Here is a 13958-nt window from a genome sequence, read left to right as displayed (position 1 = left end):
GGGGGATCGTTGGTGGCGGTCGGCTGGGGGCTGGCCGCCACCGCTGTTTCAGCGGCGGATCAGGGCGGGGTGTGCCGCGGCGAGCTGCTGCCAGATCGCCCACGGCAGTGGGTGCGGCTTGGCGCGGGGCGGCTTCACCTCAGGGTGTCCGGGACGGGCACGCCGGGTGCGGCCTGGATGTGCAGGCTGTGGCCGAGGTGCCGCCCGCACACGCAGTTGCCCGCGCCGGACTGCACGTCACGGGCGTAGACGTGGGTCCGGCCGTACTGGCTGGGGAACGGGCCGACGGAGCCCTCCCAGCCGGGGATGCGGTCGCTCACTGGTCGGCCTCCGCGCGTTCCTCGCCGACGGTCCACAGCGTCTCCCCGCAGGTGGTGCAGCCGATCGACCGCCAGCCCAGGGCCGATTCCTCAACCCAGGTGCGGTGGTCGAGGTGCGGGCGGACGGTGGTCTGAAGTTCGGTCGGCAGGAGATCGAGGTCGGGCAGCAGTGACTTCGGGAGCTTGTGGGTGTAGAGCGCGACGGGCATCAGTTCGTCGGCCTGCGGTGGGGTGCGAGGCGGGGCGGTGGCCGGCTCGCTGGTGTGCATGGGCCGGTTGTCGCCGTCGCGTTCGCTGAGCAGGTAGTAGGTCTTCCCGCCGTCGGTGCTGAATGCCTCCGAGTTGCGGCGGTTCTGCCACAGCTCCTCACCGGCTTTGTCGGTGACGTTGTGCCACTCGTCGGGGTCGTCGGTCAGCGGGGACAGGTTGCCGAGCTGGAGGAGGGTGGTCAGCTGGTGGATGGCGATGCCGGCGGAGCCGCCGGAGTGGCCGTAGGAGGCGAAGGCGGCCACCGCCGCAATGATCGACTGCGCGTAGGCGGGATCTTCGGCGTACTGGCCGCACTGGGTCAGTTCGCGGCGTGCGTGCTCAACAAGGGACATGATGATCTCTTTCGGCTGGTTGTGGTTAGGCGGGTCGGGTGCTGCTGGTTGGCCGCCACTCGCGGCTGCTCAGCTCGTGCACCGGGGCGCGCAGGATGCCGGACGGGTGCACGTAGTGGCTGATCGGCCCGTCGTCGGCCGTCTCGCTGATGGCGGTGCGGAGGGTGCCGTCGGGTAGCTCGACCAGCACCTCAATCTGGTTGCCGTTGTGGGCGGTGTCCTTGATCAGCCATACGCCCTTGATCGGTGTGGTCGTCATGCGGTTGCCCTCCGGGGCTCGTGCGGGTGGGATGCTCACTGGTCTGCCTCGGACAGGCTCGGCGGGTGGACGATGGCCTGCGGGCGCGGCACCGACCCGGCGCGGCCGGTGGTGTGGCGGATGCCGGCCCGGACCGCGCTGTCCTTCGCGGCGATCAGCCCGTTGATGGCCGTGATCAGTTCGGGGCCATCGGTGGCGATCGTCCTGATGGTGATCACGGCGGCCGTGTAGAAGGGCTCGGAGAATTCCTGCAACGTCGGCGGCAGGTGGCGGTAGGTGAGCCACTGGAGGCCGTCCCGGATGCCGGGGTGGCGGCCGGCGGCAACCATGTCGGCGTGCTCCCGGCTGCCGTGGGCGGGGCTCGGGTTGGTGGTCGTGTCGGACATGACTGTTCCTCTCGTGTTAGGTGCCGGTGATTCGGATGAGGGCGGACGGGTCGAGGCAGCTCAACCCGATCAGGGTCGCTACGTCTGCGGGCCTGCGCCGGGCAGCCGCGGCGAGGATGCTCCGGGTCGCTGTCGCCAGGTCGTGGGCGATGACCTGATCGCACTGCTCCTCGGTCAAATCGAATTGGCCGGTGTCGTGGACGCGGATGCCCGCGATGAGCCGGGGGTCCTCCGGGTCCAGGTCGAACACGGCGGTCCCGGAGGGCACATCCGGGTCGATGTGCCCGGGGACGCCGCCCCATTGGAGGCGCGGGGTTGGGTCACTCACCGTTCGTTGATCATTTCTTGGGTTTCCTCGTGCAGTTCGAACGACGGGCATTGGCAGGGCAGCCCGTACGAGTCGAGGCCGGAGCAGCGGCCCCCAAACGGGTGGTAGCTGAGCAGGTGACTGCCGGTGGTGAGGGCGGCGTGGGAGCACGCGCACAGCGGGTCTTCCATCTCGGCGGGCAAGGGTGGGCCGAGCTGCGCCAAGAGCCGCTGGTAGTCGATCAGGAGGCGGGCGGCACGCTCGTCCATCGCCCGGTAGTGGTCGCGGATCTGCTCGGTCTGCTCGTCGGTGAACTTGACCTCGGCCGGGTCGCGGGCCGCCGACCAGATGCGGGTGATGTGGCGCGGCTCCTCCGGGTCCACCTCGAACCGGGCGGTACCGGCCGGCTGGTCCGGGTCGAGGCAGACGGGGATGCCGAGGAGTGCGTCCATCCGTCGCGCCCACGGCGGCCGGAAGTCGGTCACTGCGGCCTCCACTCGTCGCGGTAGCCGGGCTGTCCGGCGTGCGGCAGGGCCAGTAGCCGGAGCGTGTCGCATGGCCCTGGATACGAGGCACACGATCCGCACGATTCCGGCGCGCTCCGCAGGCCGGCGTTGGGGTGCAGGTCGAGGATGCGGCGGGCGGCGTCGAGTTCGGCGAGCCGTTCCGTGCAGACACGCTCGACATCGGGCCAGTCGTGCCAGCCGGGGATGTACCGGCCGAGCAGTCGCGGCTCTTTGACCGCGAGGTCGTTGCGCTGCGTCTTGGCGAGCAGATCCCGGGTACGGGCCTCGGCGGCGTCGATCTGGGCGGTGAGCCACGTCGCCAGGTCGTCGCTCATTCGTCGCCTCCGTTGATCCAGTTCTGTTCGCGTGGCGTGTTGATCGCGGCGACCGTGCCCGCATACCGGCGGCTGAGTGCGGCGCGGGTGCCGCCACTGCCGGCCATCACCGCGTCGAAGCGCCGCCACCCCTGCCCATCAGGCAGCACGGGAGTGATCCCGCCAGCAGTGAGGACGGCCTCGTAGACGCCACCGGCGAGCAGCGACCAGCCCACCTCGCCGTACTCTGTCGGGCCGACCAGCCGGGCGGCCTCCACAATCCGGCGGGCGATTCCGGCAGCCTGCTGGGACCAGGTGCCGTCGATGGCCCGGTTGATCGCCTCGTTCAGGTCGGACCAGAGGAGGTCTTGCTCCTCGCGCACCCAGTCGGCGATGTCGGTCACCGTCGGCCTCCGTTCCGGCGGCGGTTACGCCCGTCGAGCCGGTCCGGCGCGGGCCCGGTGTTCCGGTTCCGGCGCAGCCACAGCGCCCGCTGCATCGGGTCGGTGGGCGGCTCGTCGTGGACTGCGTGGACGGGTTGCGGTAGGCGGCGGGCCGCTTCCCGCATGGCCGCGAACGCGGGCGCCATCCGGGCGGCGGCCTCGTACATCCTCCGCTCCGTGGCACTCCACATCGCGGCTACCGCCTGCCGCAACTGCTCACGGTCGATGTCCGGTGTGTCGGGGGTCCACTCGGGCGCGGCGAGGCCGTCGCTGCCGGCCGTGCCGACTTCCCGCCACGCGTCCAGATCACTCAGATCGGTGCCGACCGGGGCGACGTACACCCGCCCGGACCGCATCATCTCGGCGAGACGGCTGCTGTCGACGGCGGCCTGACGGCGGTCCAGCTCGGCGTCCGACGGGCCGTCCTGCCGCTCGGCGATCCGGGCGAGGATCCGTGCCGCCATCCGGTCCCAAGCCCCCTGCACCATCGCGTCGGGGGCGGACACGCGTGCCAACGTCTGTGCTGAGATGCGCATGTTCCGGTCGTAGCGGATGCCGTCTGCGGTGGCGGTGAGGTGCAGCGCCACGCCGGGCGGGCCGTCGGCGGGGCGCACCGTCGGCGTCAGTGGCGGCCCGTCGTGCGGCATCCGGCAGTGGGGGCACAGGTGGCAGTACTCGACGGTGCTGGCTAGACCGGTCGGGTCGATGTCGTCCGGCGTCCACGCGACGGTCATGGGGCGGACACGCTGGCCGTTGATGGGTGTGCCGCGTTGCCCGCAGTTGCCGCAGTGCCGCCGCCACGACAGGTCGATTCTTTGTGAACTGCCGCCACCGACGATCAGGTGGACCAGGTGGGGCGGCCATTCGTCCCGCGGGGCGAGCATGGCGTGGAGGAGTTCCTGCATCGGCGAGTCCAAGGTGACCGCCTGCCGAGGGTCACCGAGTTGCCGTTCAAGCTTCGGCCACGCCGCCTTGATCTGCTCGACCAGGGCCGGGGTGATCTCGCCGCCGAACTGGTCGATGTTGCAGCCCACCCACCGGTGCCCGTCGTCCAACCGCAGGTGCAGGGCGTCGGCGTCCCGGGGCCGGAGGAGGCGCGCGAAGTACGGGCCGTCGTAGTGGGTGGGCGCGTCGATCGGCTCGTACCCGAAGTCGTCGTCGGTGATGGCCAGGTCGGGCCGCCAGCGGGCCGGCGTCGCCGGGCCGTGCCGGTTGCTCCACCGGCCAGGACCGGTGGTGTCGCTGTCGCGGGCGAGGTGCGTGGGTTCGCAGTCCGGGCCGCAGTACGCCGACCCGGGCCGCGGTTGATCGCCGCATGGGCAGAGGCCATCGATGGCCCGGTCGAGTTGGTCGAGGATGCTCACGATGGTTCGTCTTTCGGTCGGTGACTACTCGGCGTTAAATGTCGGCCCGGGAAATCGGGCCACTTTCGTCACTGTCTGTACAAGTTTGCGGTGTGGTCGGCTCCGACTCGTCGTCGGGTTCCTCGTTGTCCGGCACGCTGACCGGCAGGAATGCGAGCAGCCCCGGCCCCTGCTCGGCCGTCGACTTCGGCCGGGCGATCCGCAGCTTCGGCGGGATCAAGCCCCGATCCCGTGCACACTGCTCGCCGTACCCGTCGTAGACCACGCCGGTCGGCACTGGCCGGCGGCAGCCCCGGCAGAAGCGGGGTACGGCGAGCGCGCCCGGAAGGCCCGGCAGGGTCACGGCTCAGTCCAGCGATCGGCGGCCGGCGAGGAACCGCCGCAGGTCGGAGCCGTACACCACCGAACCGTGCGGGCCGCAGCCGGTCGGCTTGTTGCCCTTCGCCTGGTTGTCGAACTCGGAGCCGGTACAGAGGCTGATCGTCTGCCCGTCAATCCACCGGCCGAAGGCGTCGAGCCGGTCGCCGAGGATCGCCTCCAACTGCTCGACGGTGTAGCCGTACCGGCAGTCCGGATCGGGCAGAGTGATCACGGCCGCTCCCCATGGAGTTGCCCAGCCTGGGCGGCCGTCAACGCCCCGCCGACCATGCCGATCAGCCGATCCACCCGGCCCCGCTCGTGCTCGAAGTCGGCCCGCTGCTGCCTGCCCCCGGCGGCGTGGCCGAAATGCTCGGCGAGGGCGTCGTAGAGGGCGCGGGCCACATCCTCGTCCATGCGTAGCGACGGCTCCGGCCACGCCCGGCCCTCCGCGAGGTGCGCTGTGTCCTCGGTGAAGCGGAGCATCAGCGTTCCGCCGCTGGTCTGCCGGCCGATCTGCACGGCGACCCCGAGGATGTCCCGGGTGACTACGGCGCGGACGGTCATCGGGTGAAGTGGTTGACGAGGGTGATGATCGCCCAGGCGATGAGGGCGAGCATCCCGAGGCCGAGCAGGGCGACGATGCCGAACCACACCTTCCACCGCCACGGCATGGGCGGCAGTTCGGGCGCGGGCATCCGGTAGCGGTCGGGTCGGTTGGTGCGATGCTGCATGATCATTCTCCTGTTCGGGCGGCCGGGGCGGGTGTCGGCGGGTTTGCGACGTGGTCGGCGCACCGCTCGCAGCACAGCGTCGGCATCACCGGACCGCCCGGCGCCTGAACGCGACGCAGACGCAGGTCGTTGGTGGTGGCGCGGCACACGAGGTCGAGGCGGCAGCGGGGTGCCTGCGGGTTGGCGAATCCGGACTTGAGCTTCGGCACGATCAGTTCTCCTTCTGGTTGGCGGCGGGGCCGGCATAGCCCTCGCAGCGGCAGGCGAGGAAGTCCCCAGCGCAGCTCCGGTTGGCGTCGTCGTGGTACTCCCGGGGGCAGCCGCAGCCCGTGCACGGGTCGCTGTTGTCCTCGCCCTGCGATTCCGGCGGCTGGTCGGGCTGGTGCAGCAGCCCTTCACCGCCGCACTCCCCGCAGATCACCAGCACCCCGCGAACTCCGCCGTCGACCACCCACTCACCGGCACGGCGGGACGCGGCGGAGCGGTAGGTGACGCCGTACGCTTCGCCGGCCTGCTCCGGCGGCAAGCTGACCAGCCGGCCGATGGCCTCGATGAGCCGGTCGCGGTCGCCTTCGGCGTCGTTGATGGCGAGCCGCCAGCCGGCCTGCTGCGCTTCGTGGCGGGCGATGTCGGCCTCACGGTTGGCGAGGCGGGCGGACACCTCGGCGACTTCCTGTTCGGCGCGGAGGGCGTGCCGGTCGGCCATCCGCCCCAGATGGCGGGCCTTCGCTACCTCCCGCATCAGGTCGGACATGCCGGCGGCGTCGAGGGCGGCGCGGGCGTCCCGCAGCCAGTGCCGCTGCTCGTCGGCGTCCAGCTCGGCCAGGCTGGGCGCTTGGGTGCGGAGCCGTACGAGGGCGTCGGCGCCGGCCTGGACGCGGGCGTGGCCGTACTCGGGGGCGACACGGTCCAGCAGGGCCAGGACGTCGGAGCCGGACGGCGCGCTCGGCTTGACCTCGTAGTCGGCCTCGAACTCCGGCGGGTGCACGACGCTGAGCCGGCCGTGCTGTTCGGTGATGATCCAGTCGCCGGGGCAGACGCGGATGCCGGCGTCATCGGTGTTGATCCAGCCGTGGTCGTCCCACGGCCGTCCGCAGCCGCTTTCGTGTGGATACTCGCCGGAGAAAGCGGAGTGGCGGAATGCCTGCACCGCCGGGTGGTCCCCGTGCTGCCACCACTGGACGGCTGCGACGTCGGTCGAGCGGCGACGGTGGGTGGCGGTCATCGTGTGGCCTGGCGGGGGCGTCACGACTCACCGCCCGGGAGGAGCGCCGGCATCTGCCCGGACTCGTAGGCGGCGGCGATGGCCGGGGTGACGTGCTCGCCGACCGTACGGCCGTCCGGCAGGAGGATGTGGGCCAGGAACTCCTGCTCGACCGTGGTGATGCCGGCGGCCGTGGCCTCCAGCTTGGCCTTGATCACCAGGGCGAGGGCCCGCCAGCGTTGCCGTACCGCCTGCTCGTACTCCTTCTCCCGGGCCGCCTGGTCCCGCAGCAGCCCCTTGCCGGGCGTGTGCGTGAACCGGCGCTCGTTGGGGTCGGGCAGCGGCAGCCGGAACAGGATTCGGCGGCCCGCGATCTCGAACATGATCGCGGCAACACCGATGGTCCAGCCGTACTGGAAGGCGGTCGCCCCGTACCGCTGCAACACGCGCTCGATCTCGGCGCGGGACCGGTCGCTGCTGACGTCGGTCCGCTCCGCGTACCGGCCGCTCACGCCGGTGTGCCTTCCGCCGCGAGCTTCGCCAACCGGCGGTCGATCGCCTCGATCCACACCGTTGCCGTGGCGGCCACCTGCACCAGCTCGGTGCGTAGCTTCGCCGGGTCGTCCTCGGCCAGCGCCTCGAACACCTCTTCCAGCAGGACGTGACGCCACGTCAGTGGCCCGTGGTGTTCCAGGCCGGGCAGCCTGCCGGCGGCGGCGTTCGTGGCGCGGCGCATCTGGTCGGCGATCTCGCCCATGTGGCCGATGCCGATGGCGATGGCTTGGCGGGGGCCGGTGCCGTCGGGGTGGTTCTGCGGACCGAACTTGGCGTCCTGGCGGGAGCGTTCGCGGGCGACCTCGTAGAGGACGCGGGCGGTGTGGTCGGTGCGCTCCACGTCCGGGTCGGCGGTGTCGCGGTTGTGCCAGGCGTTGACCGCCTCGGTGGCGTGGTCGGTGCCGGTGGTGTGCGGGTTCAGGTAGTTCACGGAGTCTCCAAGGTCGTGTTGGTCGGCGTCCGCCAATCGGTGGTGTAGGTGACGACCGTGCGGCAGACGGCGTTGTGGCCGGGTCCGCCGTAGGCGGCCATCTCTTCGGCATGCTCGCGGTCGGCGGCGGGTGCCACCCCGGCGCGGCAAACACCGGGCATTGCGGGGTGACGGATGCCCCACTCGACGTGTTCGCGGCGGCGCCCTTGCTCACCCAGGAGTGCGATCTGCTCGGCCATCGGGTCAGCCCTCGCGCCACTCGTCGGTGTAGGTAACGACGGTCCGCCGTTCGATCCGGATGGGTACCGCGTACTGGCGGGCGGCCAGCTCGACGGACTCTCTCGTGTGGTGGTGGCTGATCCATCGGGCGGCTGGCCGGTCGGGGTTCACGATGATCCGCCACTCTGTGCGCTCGGTGCGGGTACCGGCCTCCAGGCCGGGCAGGGTGTCCACCGGTCAGCCGTTCGTCTCGGGGTGGATCGTCTCGACAGCGGCAAACGCAGCCTCGGCGGCAACCTGCGCCATGAATGCGGGCTCCTGGTACGGCCAGGCTTCGAGGATTCGTTCCTCGACCGCGGCCGTGATTCGCTTCCTCAGCGCGAGTTTGTTCTCGGCCGGTTCGGCGACGATGGCCGTGTCGTAGACGCCCTTCACGAAGCCGGCGTGCGTGGGGTCCACGCGGGCGTCGATCTCGTCGCGGGCGGCCTGTCGTTGCGCCCAGTCGGGCCGGAACTCCAACCCGTCCCGGTCCACTCCGAGCCGGTCACACAGCCGCCCGAACGCGAGGTTCGCGCCGGTCATGTACGAGCCGTTGCGGAGCGCGTTGTCGATCGAAGCGAGCAGCGGCGCGAGATCCACGGGCTCGCGCGGACTCGCCGGCTCGGCGTCGAGGGCGGCCATGACCGCCTCGGCGGCCCGGTCCATCGGCGGCACCGGCACCTCGTAGCCGTGCTTGGCGAGGGCGATGCGCGCGGCGTCCGAGATCATCGCCCGCCGGTTCCAGTACGCGTGGTCGATACGGTTCGGGTCGTCACGCGTGCCGAGCGGTGGTGTCATCGGCGAGACGGGGCACTTCCCATCGGGCAGGTGGCAGGTGACGCACAACTGGTCACGGTCGGGGTACCAGTCGTGATTCGCGTCGAGCGCCGCCAAGGCGGCCTCCGCGCACCGCTCCCGCACCGGCAGGGGCACGAACACCTGCTGCTCTCCGAGGGCCCGGGAGATGCCGTTGAACACGAGGTCGTGCCGGCGGTGGGCGTCTGCCCGGCTCGCCGCGCGGAGCTGGTTCACCTCGTCGCGGAGGTCGGCGTTGGCGAGCTGCACGGCGCGGCGGTGGGCAACCGTAGCGTTGTGGGCCGCGACGAGTTCGTCATGCCGCCGCCGCAGGTCGCCGTTCTCGTTGGCGTACGCGGCGTTGCCGCGCCGGAGGCTGCCGTTGTCGTTCCGCAGACCGTCGTTCTCCCGCTGCAACTCTCGGCGGATCCCGTCGAGGCGGTCCCGGTCCGCCTCCAGCTCGTCGCGGATCACCGCCAGCGCCGACACGATGCCGGGAATCTCGTCCAAGGCGATGCCGCGATCGAGCCGGAGGACGTCCGCGACGGCGAGAGTGATCCGCCGGCACTCGTCCCGCTCCGCCTCAGCTCGTTCAAGCTGCTCGCCCAGCACGTCCCCCGCCTGGCGTGCCTCAGCGGCGGCATCCGGGATGGCGTCGAACGTGCCCTCTCCCTCAGGGCCGAAGATGCGAAGGTTCCTCCCGGCCGTGATCAGGAGCCGCCGGAACCAGTCCCGCTGTACGGCCATCGCCTCCACATCTCCGAGCAGAGTGCGGTACACGGTGGGGCTGGGCGCATCCCCGAGCTGATCGCGCAAGCTCGCGAGCAGGTCGCGTGTCGGGGCGTCGAACTGCTGGCCGCTCATGCTGCGGCCTGCGTCGCGCCTGTTGACTGCCCGAGTCCGAGCAGCGCGTACACCTCGGCCCGCCGGTACCGGCGATGCCCGCCCAGCGTGCGGATGCTCGTGAGCCGGCCGGCGGCGGCCCATTTCGTGACGGTCTTCGTGTTGACCCGGAAGAGGTCGGCAACCTCCGCCGGGGTCATCAGGGGGTGTTCGTGGTCGGACAGGCTAGGCATGTGGATCACTTCTCCTTCGGGATCGAGATAGGCGGGTGGAAGACGGCCCCCTCCGGCCGCTTCGGCGGGGCGATCGTGCGGTGGGCCGGGCAGCGGTCCGTCGCCGAACCGCGACGGCCGTCAACGACCTGCCAGCCCTGCCGCTCCGCAGCCCGCCGGGCGGTCCGGGCATCCCACTGCGCCTCCTCAGGCACAGAGCAGCGGGCACCGCACTTGTCGCAGGCGAGCGCAACGAGCAGCAGAACCGTCATCGGTGGGACTCCGAACGGTTGGCGGGTTCGTGGGTTGGCGGGTTTGGGTTCGGGTTCACGACGACACCCCCGGAACCACGACGGTCACGACCCGGGGCGGGCTTTCCATGCGGCGGGCCTCCCAGCGGACGAACGGGCCGCAGGGCTGGAAGTCCCCGTCGGGCACCTCCTCGTCCACCCATGCGCCCGTTTCCGCCTCCTGGTAGGGGACGGTTTTGGTGCCGGTGACGACGTACCGCTTGTGCTGCTTGGGGCGGCGTTTGGCGTGGGACCACTTCCCGCACGCCGTGCAGCGCCACAGGGTTTCGGCGGTGGGTGTCATGACGCCGCCTCGCCGTCAGCCCGCAGCCGACGATCGACAGCGACCAGTCGGCGACCAACCCACGCGAACACCGGAACCGCGATCGAGTTCCCGAGCTGGCGGTAGCGGCCCGAGTCGGACTGCGCCTCGCCCCACGACGTGCCCGTCCAGCCGTCTGGATAACCCTGCAAGCGCTCGCACTCGGTGGGAGTGAGCCGGCGTACCGCAGTGGTGTCGGCGACAGCGTCCCGGTTGGTGGTGCCGAGTGTCGAGGTGCGTTCGGTGGAGATGTTGCCGCGCACCCGGTCGGAGCCGTCGCTCTGCCAGTCGAACGCGATGGGAACCAGTGGCGTGCCGCGGCCGGTGCCGTCTTCGCTGGCGTCCGCGCCTTCGGCAGTTAGGGCGTGGGTGGTGGGGCCGGTCACGGTGACGTAGTTGGTGTTGTGGCCCTGCCCGGTGCCGCCTGGGTCGCGGCGGAGGGCGAAAGCCACATGCGGTTGCCCGGTCGCCATGAGCGGCATCGACGGGTCGCCGGGGGACGGGTTTGTCCGGTTCTCGGCGGAGGTGATCTGCGCCGTGTCGAAAGCGACCGGCACTATCGTGTCGGAGGCGTCCGAATCGGTCCCCTTGCCGTAGCGGGCGGTCAGCGTGGTGGCGACAAGCTGGTTGGCGGCGGCCTCGTCGGGTCCGATTCGCCAGCCACCGCGGGCCGTCGATCCAGTCGTCAGCGCGCCGGCGACGTAGGCTCCGTGCCCGTCGAGATCTGTGGTTCGGGATCCTCCCGCCCGGCTGCCGAGAGTGCCGGCGATCAAGCGACCGCCCTGGGCGTCGTTGTCGTCCGGTCCGCAGCCGCCACCGCTTCCAGCGCGCAGCGCAGAGACAACGGGAGCTCCCTGCCCCGCCGGTCGGCCCGTCGGAGGATTCCCCGCGCGGCCTTCGGGCTCAAGCAGTACCTGGACAGGTGCGGCCCAGTCTCCAAGACATCCGACAAAGACGACACGGCGGCGTCGCTGGGGAACTCCGAAGTGTTGAGCGTCCAGCACTCGGTAGGCGACGCCATACCCGAGTTCAGCCAGCGACCCGACGACGGCACCCATTGCTCCCCCGTGGAGTTCCATGCACCGGCCTGGTCCGCAGGCTCCTCCCCGAACAGGGTGGGAGCTGCCGGCACAGTCGCGTCCGCAAGACCCCCCCCCGATGCATGGGCAGACCGCCGACAGGAGGCCAGGGACGTTTTCCAGGACGAACCACCGGGACCGAAGGCCGCGGAGGAGGCGAATGACCTCCCAGAACAGTCCTGAGCGTGCGCCACCCAGGCCGAGGCGACGTCCTGCCACGGAGAGGTCTTGGCACGGCCAGCCTCCGGTGAGGATGCCTCGGTCGGGATCAAAGCCGGCTGCTCGTAGGTCATCGGCGGTTACCTCACAGACGTCGGTGAATAGCTGGGTGTCGGGGAAGTGGTCAGCGATGACGCCGCGGGCGGCGGGGTCGATTTCGACGGCGGCGACGGTGCGTACTCCCGCGCGGTGCAGGGCCAGGCCGAAGCCCTCGATGCCGGCGAACAGGTTGACTGCGGTCAGTTCGTCGGGTGGCCGGCCAAGTCGCGGTGCGGTTGTGGTGGCCATCGGTCAGCCCCCGACCCGCTCGCCAGCCGTCAGCGCCGCAGTCAGCCGTGCCCGCGCCGCGCACTCCACGCACGGCCGCCCGTCGGCATCCCAGACACCCGGCCGCTCGTGAGAGTGCGGCACCACCTGGCTGAGGGCGGTCATCAGGTCGGCCCGGTCGACGGACACCACGGCCGGCTGCTCGGGCGTCGGTGTGCTGGGCTGCTGCCAGCCGTCGGCGGTCAGCGCGTCCAGGCCGACGCGCGCCCGGTCTCGGTAGCCGTTGCGCACACCCCAGGGGGCGGCATCCCACGATGTCCTGCACGCGCGGCCCAGGCCGGTCGCGGCCATGTCGTGCTCGTACTCGGCACGGGCTATCGCCTCCACGTCGGCATCGGTGTAGGGCTTCTCGGTCATGGCGGCCTCCTCAGGCGGTGTGTGCGGGTTCGGGTACGCCGGGAGGGGCCGGCTCGGCGGGCAAGTCGTGGGGTGGGCAGCAGTCGGCCGGGCAGCCGCACGGGGCCGGAAGGTCGCCGTAGCCGTGGCGTACGAGGAAGTCCCGGGCCAGCCAGGTAGTGCACGCGAGCATCACAAGATCGCCATGTCTGCGAAGCGGCTGAGGTGAAGTTGCGCGGCCACGGTGACGGTGTCGGTGCCTCCGTCGCGCTGCTTGGCGATGATGAAGTCCGCTTCCCCGGCCCGCGGGGATTCCTTGTCGTAGTAGTCGTCCCGGTGCAACAGCAAGATCACGTCGGCGTCGTTCTCGATCGAGCCCGACTCGCGAATATCCGCCATCGTCGGGCGCTTGTCGGCGCGGTTCTCCGGGCCCCGGTTGAGCTGCGACACCGCGATGACCGTGATGCCCAGCTCCATCGCGAGGAGCTTCAACCCCCGGGAGACGGCAGCGACGGCCTGCTGCCGGTTCTCCGACCGTTGCGCGGTCGTCTCGATCAGCTGGAGGTAGTCCACGACGAGGAGCCGCAGCCCGTGCGCCCGGTGCAGGCGGCGGGCGCGGGCCCGGATCTCCGCCAGGCTCATCGAGGCGGTGCCGTCGAGGTACAGGGGCGCGTTGGCGGTGGCGTGCCGGATGATGTTGACGGCGTCGCGTTGGCCGTCGGTGAGTAGACCCTGCTTGATCGCGGTCAGGGGCACGTCCGCGCCGGCAGCCAGGAGACGCTTCCCGATCTCCGTGTCGGCCATCTCCAGCGAGAAGATCGCGGAGGGCACGCCGTAGATCCAGGCCGCATCGCGGGCAAATCCGGTGGTGGCGACGGACTTGCCGACACCGGTTCGGGCGGCCACCACCACGAGCTGCCCGGCACGCCACCCGCCCGACAGGAGCCGGTTCAGGTCTTCGAAACCCGTCGGGATGACCTCGGACAGGTCGGCCGGATCCTGGGTGGCGGCGGCCTCCATGGCGTCGAGGACATCCGGCAGCACCAGCCGCCACGGGCGGGGGCCGTCGACCAGCGACGAACTGTCGAGCTTGGCGAGGCGCTCCCGGATCTCGTCGGCGAGCGCGGCGGCGTCACCGGTGCGCTGCCCGTACAGCCGGTGGTTGATGAACGCGGACAGTTCGGCGAGCTGCCGAAGGTGCGACTTCTCCCGCACGATCTTCGCGTAGTAGGGGCCGTTTGCGGCGGTCGGCACCGCGGCGATGAGGGTGTGCAGGTACGGGGCGCCGCCAACCTTGGGGAGTTGCCCGCCGAGGGCGTCAGCGACCGCATACGGGTCGGTGGGGGCGCGGCGGCGCGACAGCTCAAGGATGGCGTCGAAGATGGTCCCGTGGATCGGCCGGTAGAAGTCGTCGGCGGTCAGCAGCGGCTCGATGTCGGCGACCGCGTCGGCGGACAGCATCATCGCGCCCAGGGCGATCTGCTCGGCGCCGAGGC

27 protein-coding genes and 1 pseudogene are annotated in these 13958 nt (G+C 71.1%); all 28 read right to left on the bottom strand.

Annotated elements, in window-relative coordinates; genetic code table 11:
- Positions 1-134: 134 nt before the first annotated feature.
- On the bottom strand, positions 135-320 hold the full coding sequence (locus C1I95_RS24785) for a hypothetical protein (protein ID WP_111217145.1): 186 nt from the start codon (positions 318-320) through the stop codon (positions 135-137).
- A complete protein-coding gene (locus C1I95_RS24780; RefSeq protein WP_111217143.1) occupies positions 317-922 on the bottom strand; it encodes a hypothetical protein in 606 nt (201 codons plus the stop codon). Before C1I95_RS24780 ends, C1I95_RS24785 begins: the two co-directional genes overlap by 4 nt.
- 25 nt (positions 923-947) lie before the next feature.
- The gene (locus C1I95_RS24775; protein ID WP_146605828.1) at positions 948-1181 is read right to left on the bottom strand and encodes a hypothetical protein; all 234 of its coding nucleotides are present in this window, start codon (positions 1179-1181) and stop codon (positions 948-950) included.
- Between the two features lie 35 nt (positions 1182-1216).
- Entirely contained in the window at positions 1217-1567 is a 351-nt protein-coding gene (locus C1I95_RS24770; RefSeq protein WP_111217139.1) for a hypothetical protein, read from the bottom strand.
- Between the two features lie 16 nt (positions 1568-1583).
- Positions 1584-1895, bottom strand: a complete 312-nt coding sequence (locus tag C1I95_RS35405; protein ID WP_158566464.1) for a hypothetical protein — start codon at positions 1893-1895, stop codon at positions 1584-1586.
- Entirely contained in the window at positions 1892-2359 is a 468-nt protein-coding gene (locus C1I95_RS24765) for a hypothetical protein (RefSeq protein WP_146605827.1), read from the bottom strand. Before C1I95_RS24765 ends, C1I95_RS35405 begins: the two co-directional genes overlap by 4 nt.
- On the bottom strand, positions 2356-2715 hold the full coding sequence (locus C1I95_RS24760; protein ID WP_111217135.1) for a DUF6221 family protein: 360 nt from the start codon (positions 2713-2715) through the stop codon (positions 2356-2358). Before C1I95_RS24760 ends, C1I95_RS24765 begins: the two co-directional genes overlap by 4 nt.
- On the bottom strand, positions 2712-3098 hold the full coding sequence (locus C1I95_RS24755; RefSeq protein WP_111217133.1) for a hypothetical protein: 387 nt from the start codon (positions 3096-3098) through the stop codon (positions 2712-2714). Before C1I95_RS24755 ends, C1I95_RS24760 begins: the two co-directional genes overlap by 4 nt.
- Positions 3095-4501, bottom strand: coding sequence for a hypothetical protein (locus C1I95_RS24750; protein ID WP_111217131.1), 1407 nt, complete (start codon positions 4499-4501; stop codon positions 3095-3097). The genes C1I95_RS24755 and C1I95_RS24750 overlap by 4 nt, the downstream gene beginning before the upstream one ends.
- 34 nt (positions 4502-4535) lie before the next feature.
- Positions 4536-4844, bottom strand: coding sequence for a hypothetical protein (locus C1I95_RS24745; protein ID WP_111217129.1), 309 nt, complete (start codon positions 4842-4844; stop codon positions 4536-4538).
- 3 nt (positions 4845-4847) lie between these two features.
- Positions 4848-5093, bottom strand: a complete 246-nt coding sequence (locus C1I95_RS24740; RefSeq protein WP_111217127.1) for a hypothetical protein — start codon at positions 5091-5093, stop codon at positions 4848-4850.
- The gene (locus C1I95_RS24735; protein ID WP_111217125.1) at positions 5090-5425 is read right to left on the bottom strand and encodes a hypothetical protein; all 336 of its coding nucleotides are present in this window, start codon (positions 5423-5425) and stop codon (positions 5090-5092) included. Before C1I95_RS24735 ends, C1I95_RS24740 begins: the two co-directional genes overlap by 4 nt.
- Positions 5422-5592, bottom strand: a complete 171-nt coding sequence (locus C1I95_RS35400) for a hypothetical protein (protein WP_158566463.1) — start codon at positions 5590-5592, stop codon at positions 5422-5424. Before C1I95_RS35400 ends, C1I95_RS24735 begins: the two co-directional genes overlap by 4 nt.
- Before the next feature lie 2 nt (positions 5593-5594).
- Positions 5595-5801, bottom strand: coding sequence for a hypothetical protein (locus C1I95_RS34885; protein WP_146605826.1), 207 nt, complete (start codon positions 5799-5801; stop codon positions 5595-5597).
- A 2-nt stretch (positions 5802-5803) separates the two neighbouring features.
- Positions 5804-6817 (bottom strand): hypothetical protein, encoded by a 1014-nt coding sequence (locus C1I95_RS24730; protein WP_111217123.1) that lies wholly within the window; start codon positions 6815-6817, stop codon positions 5804-5806.
- Between the two features lie 20 nt (positions 6818-6837).
- A complete protein-coding gene (locus tag C1I95_RS24725) occupies positions 6838-7308 on the bottom strand; it encodes a hypothetical protein (RefSeq protein WP_111217121.1) in 471 nt (156 codons plus the stop codon).
- Positions 7305-7781, bottom strand: coding sequence for a hypothetical protein (locus C1I95_RS24720; protein WP_233513862.1), 477 nt, complete (start codon positions 7779-7781; stop codon positions 7305-7307). The genes C1I95_RS24725 and C1I95_RS24720 overlap by 4 nt, the downstream gene beginning before the upstream one ends.
- Entirely contained in the window at positions 7778-8020 is a 243-nt protein-coding gene (locus C1I95_RS24715) for a hypothetical protein (protein WP_111217119.1), read from the bottom strand. Before C1I95_RS24715 ends, C1I95_RS24720 begins: the two co-directional genes overlap by 4 nt.
- A 4-nt stretch (positions 8021-8024) precedes the next feature.
- Positions 8025-8234 carry a hypothetical protein gene (locus C1I95_RS24710; RefSeq protein ID WP_111217117.1) on the bottom strand — a complete coding sequence of 70 codons (210 nt, stop codon included), beginning with the start codon at positions 8232-8234 and terminating at the stop codon, positions 8025-8027.
- A 3-nt stretch (positions 8235-8237) separates the two neighbouring features.
- Positions 8238-9698 carry a hypothetical protein gene (locus C1I95_RS24705; protein WP_111217115.1) on the bottom strand — a complete coding sequence of 487 codons (1461 nt, stop codon included), beginning with the start codon at positions 9696-9698 and terminating at the stop codon, positions 8238-8240.
- Positions 9695-9910: a BldC family transcriptional regulator gene (locus C1I95_RS24700; RefSeq protein ID WP_111217151.1), complete on the bottom strand. Its 216-nt coding sequence runs from the start codon at positions 9908-9910 to the stop codon at positions 9695-9697. Before C1I95_RS24700 ends, C1I95_RS24705 begins: the two co-directional genes overlap by 4 nt.
- 5 nt (positions 9911-9915) lie before the next feature.
- Positions 9916-10161 (bottom strand): hypothetical protein, encoded by a 246-nt coding sequence (locus C1I95_RS24695; protein ID WP_111217113.1) that lies wholly within the window; start codon positions 10159-10161, stop codon positions 9916-9918.
- A 55-nt stretch (positions 10162-10216) separates the two neighbouring features.
- Entirely contained in the window at positions 10217-10483 is a 267-nt protein-coding gene (locus C1I95_RS24690; protein WP_111217111.1) for a hypothetical protein, read from the bottom strand.
- Positions 10480-11274, bottom strand: a complete 795-nt coding sequence (locus C1I95_RS37125) for a DNA cytosine methyltransferase (RefSeq protein WP_325048859.1) — start codon at positions 11272-11274, stop codon at positions 10480-10482. Before C1I95_RS37125 ends, C1I95_RS24690 begins: the two co-directional genes overlap by 4 nt.
- A 171-nt stretch (positions 11275-11445) precedes the next feature.
- Positions 11446-12087: pseudogene (locus C1I95_RS37240) on the bottom strand (DNA cytosine methyltransferase); the annotation flags it as partial.
- 3 nt (positions 12088-12090) lie between these two features.
- Entirely contained in the window at positions 12091-12483 is a 393-nt protein-coding gene (locus tag C1I95_RS24675; RefSeq protein WP_111217109.1) for a hypothetical protein, read from the bottom strand.
- Positions 12484-12493: 10 nt separating this feature from the next.
- Entirely contained in the window at positions 12494-12655 is a 162-nt protein-coding gene (locus C1I95_RS35395; RefSeq protein ID WP_158566462.1) for a hypothetical protein, read from the bottom strand.
- Positions 12655-13958: replicative DNA helicase (locus tag C1I95_RS24670; RefSeq protein ID WP_233513861.1), on the bottom strand; the 1304-nt coding region annotated here is incomplete at its 5' end. The genes C1I95_RS24670 and C1I95_RS35395, both read right to left, overlap by 1 nt.

The sequence above is a fragment of the Micromonospora craterilacus genome, from assembly GCF_003236315.1.
Lineage (GTDB): Bacteria > Actinomycetota > Actinomycetes > Mycobacteriales > Micromonosporaceae > Micromonospora > Micromonospora craterilacus.
Note: the sequence above shows the minus strand (reverse complement) of the source record. Positions and strands in the feature narration are given on the sequence as shown.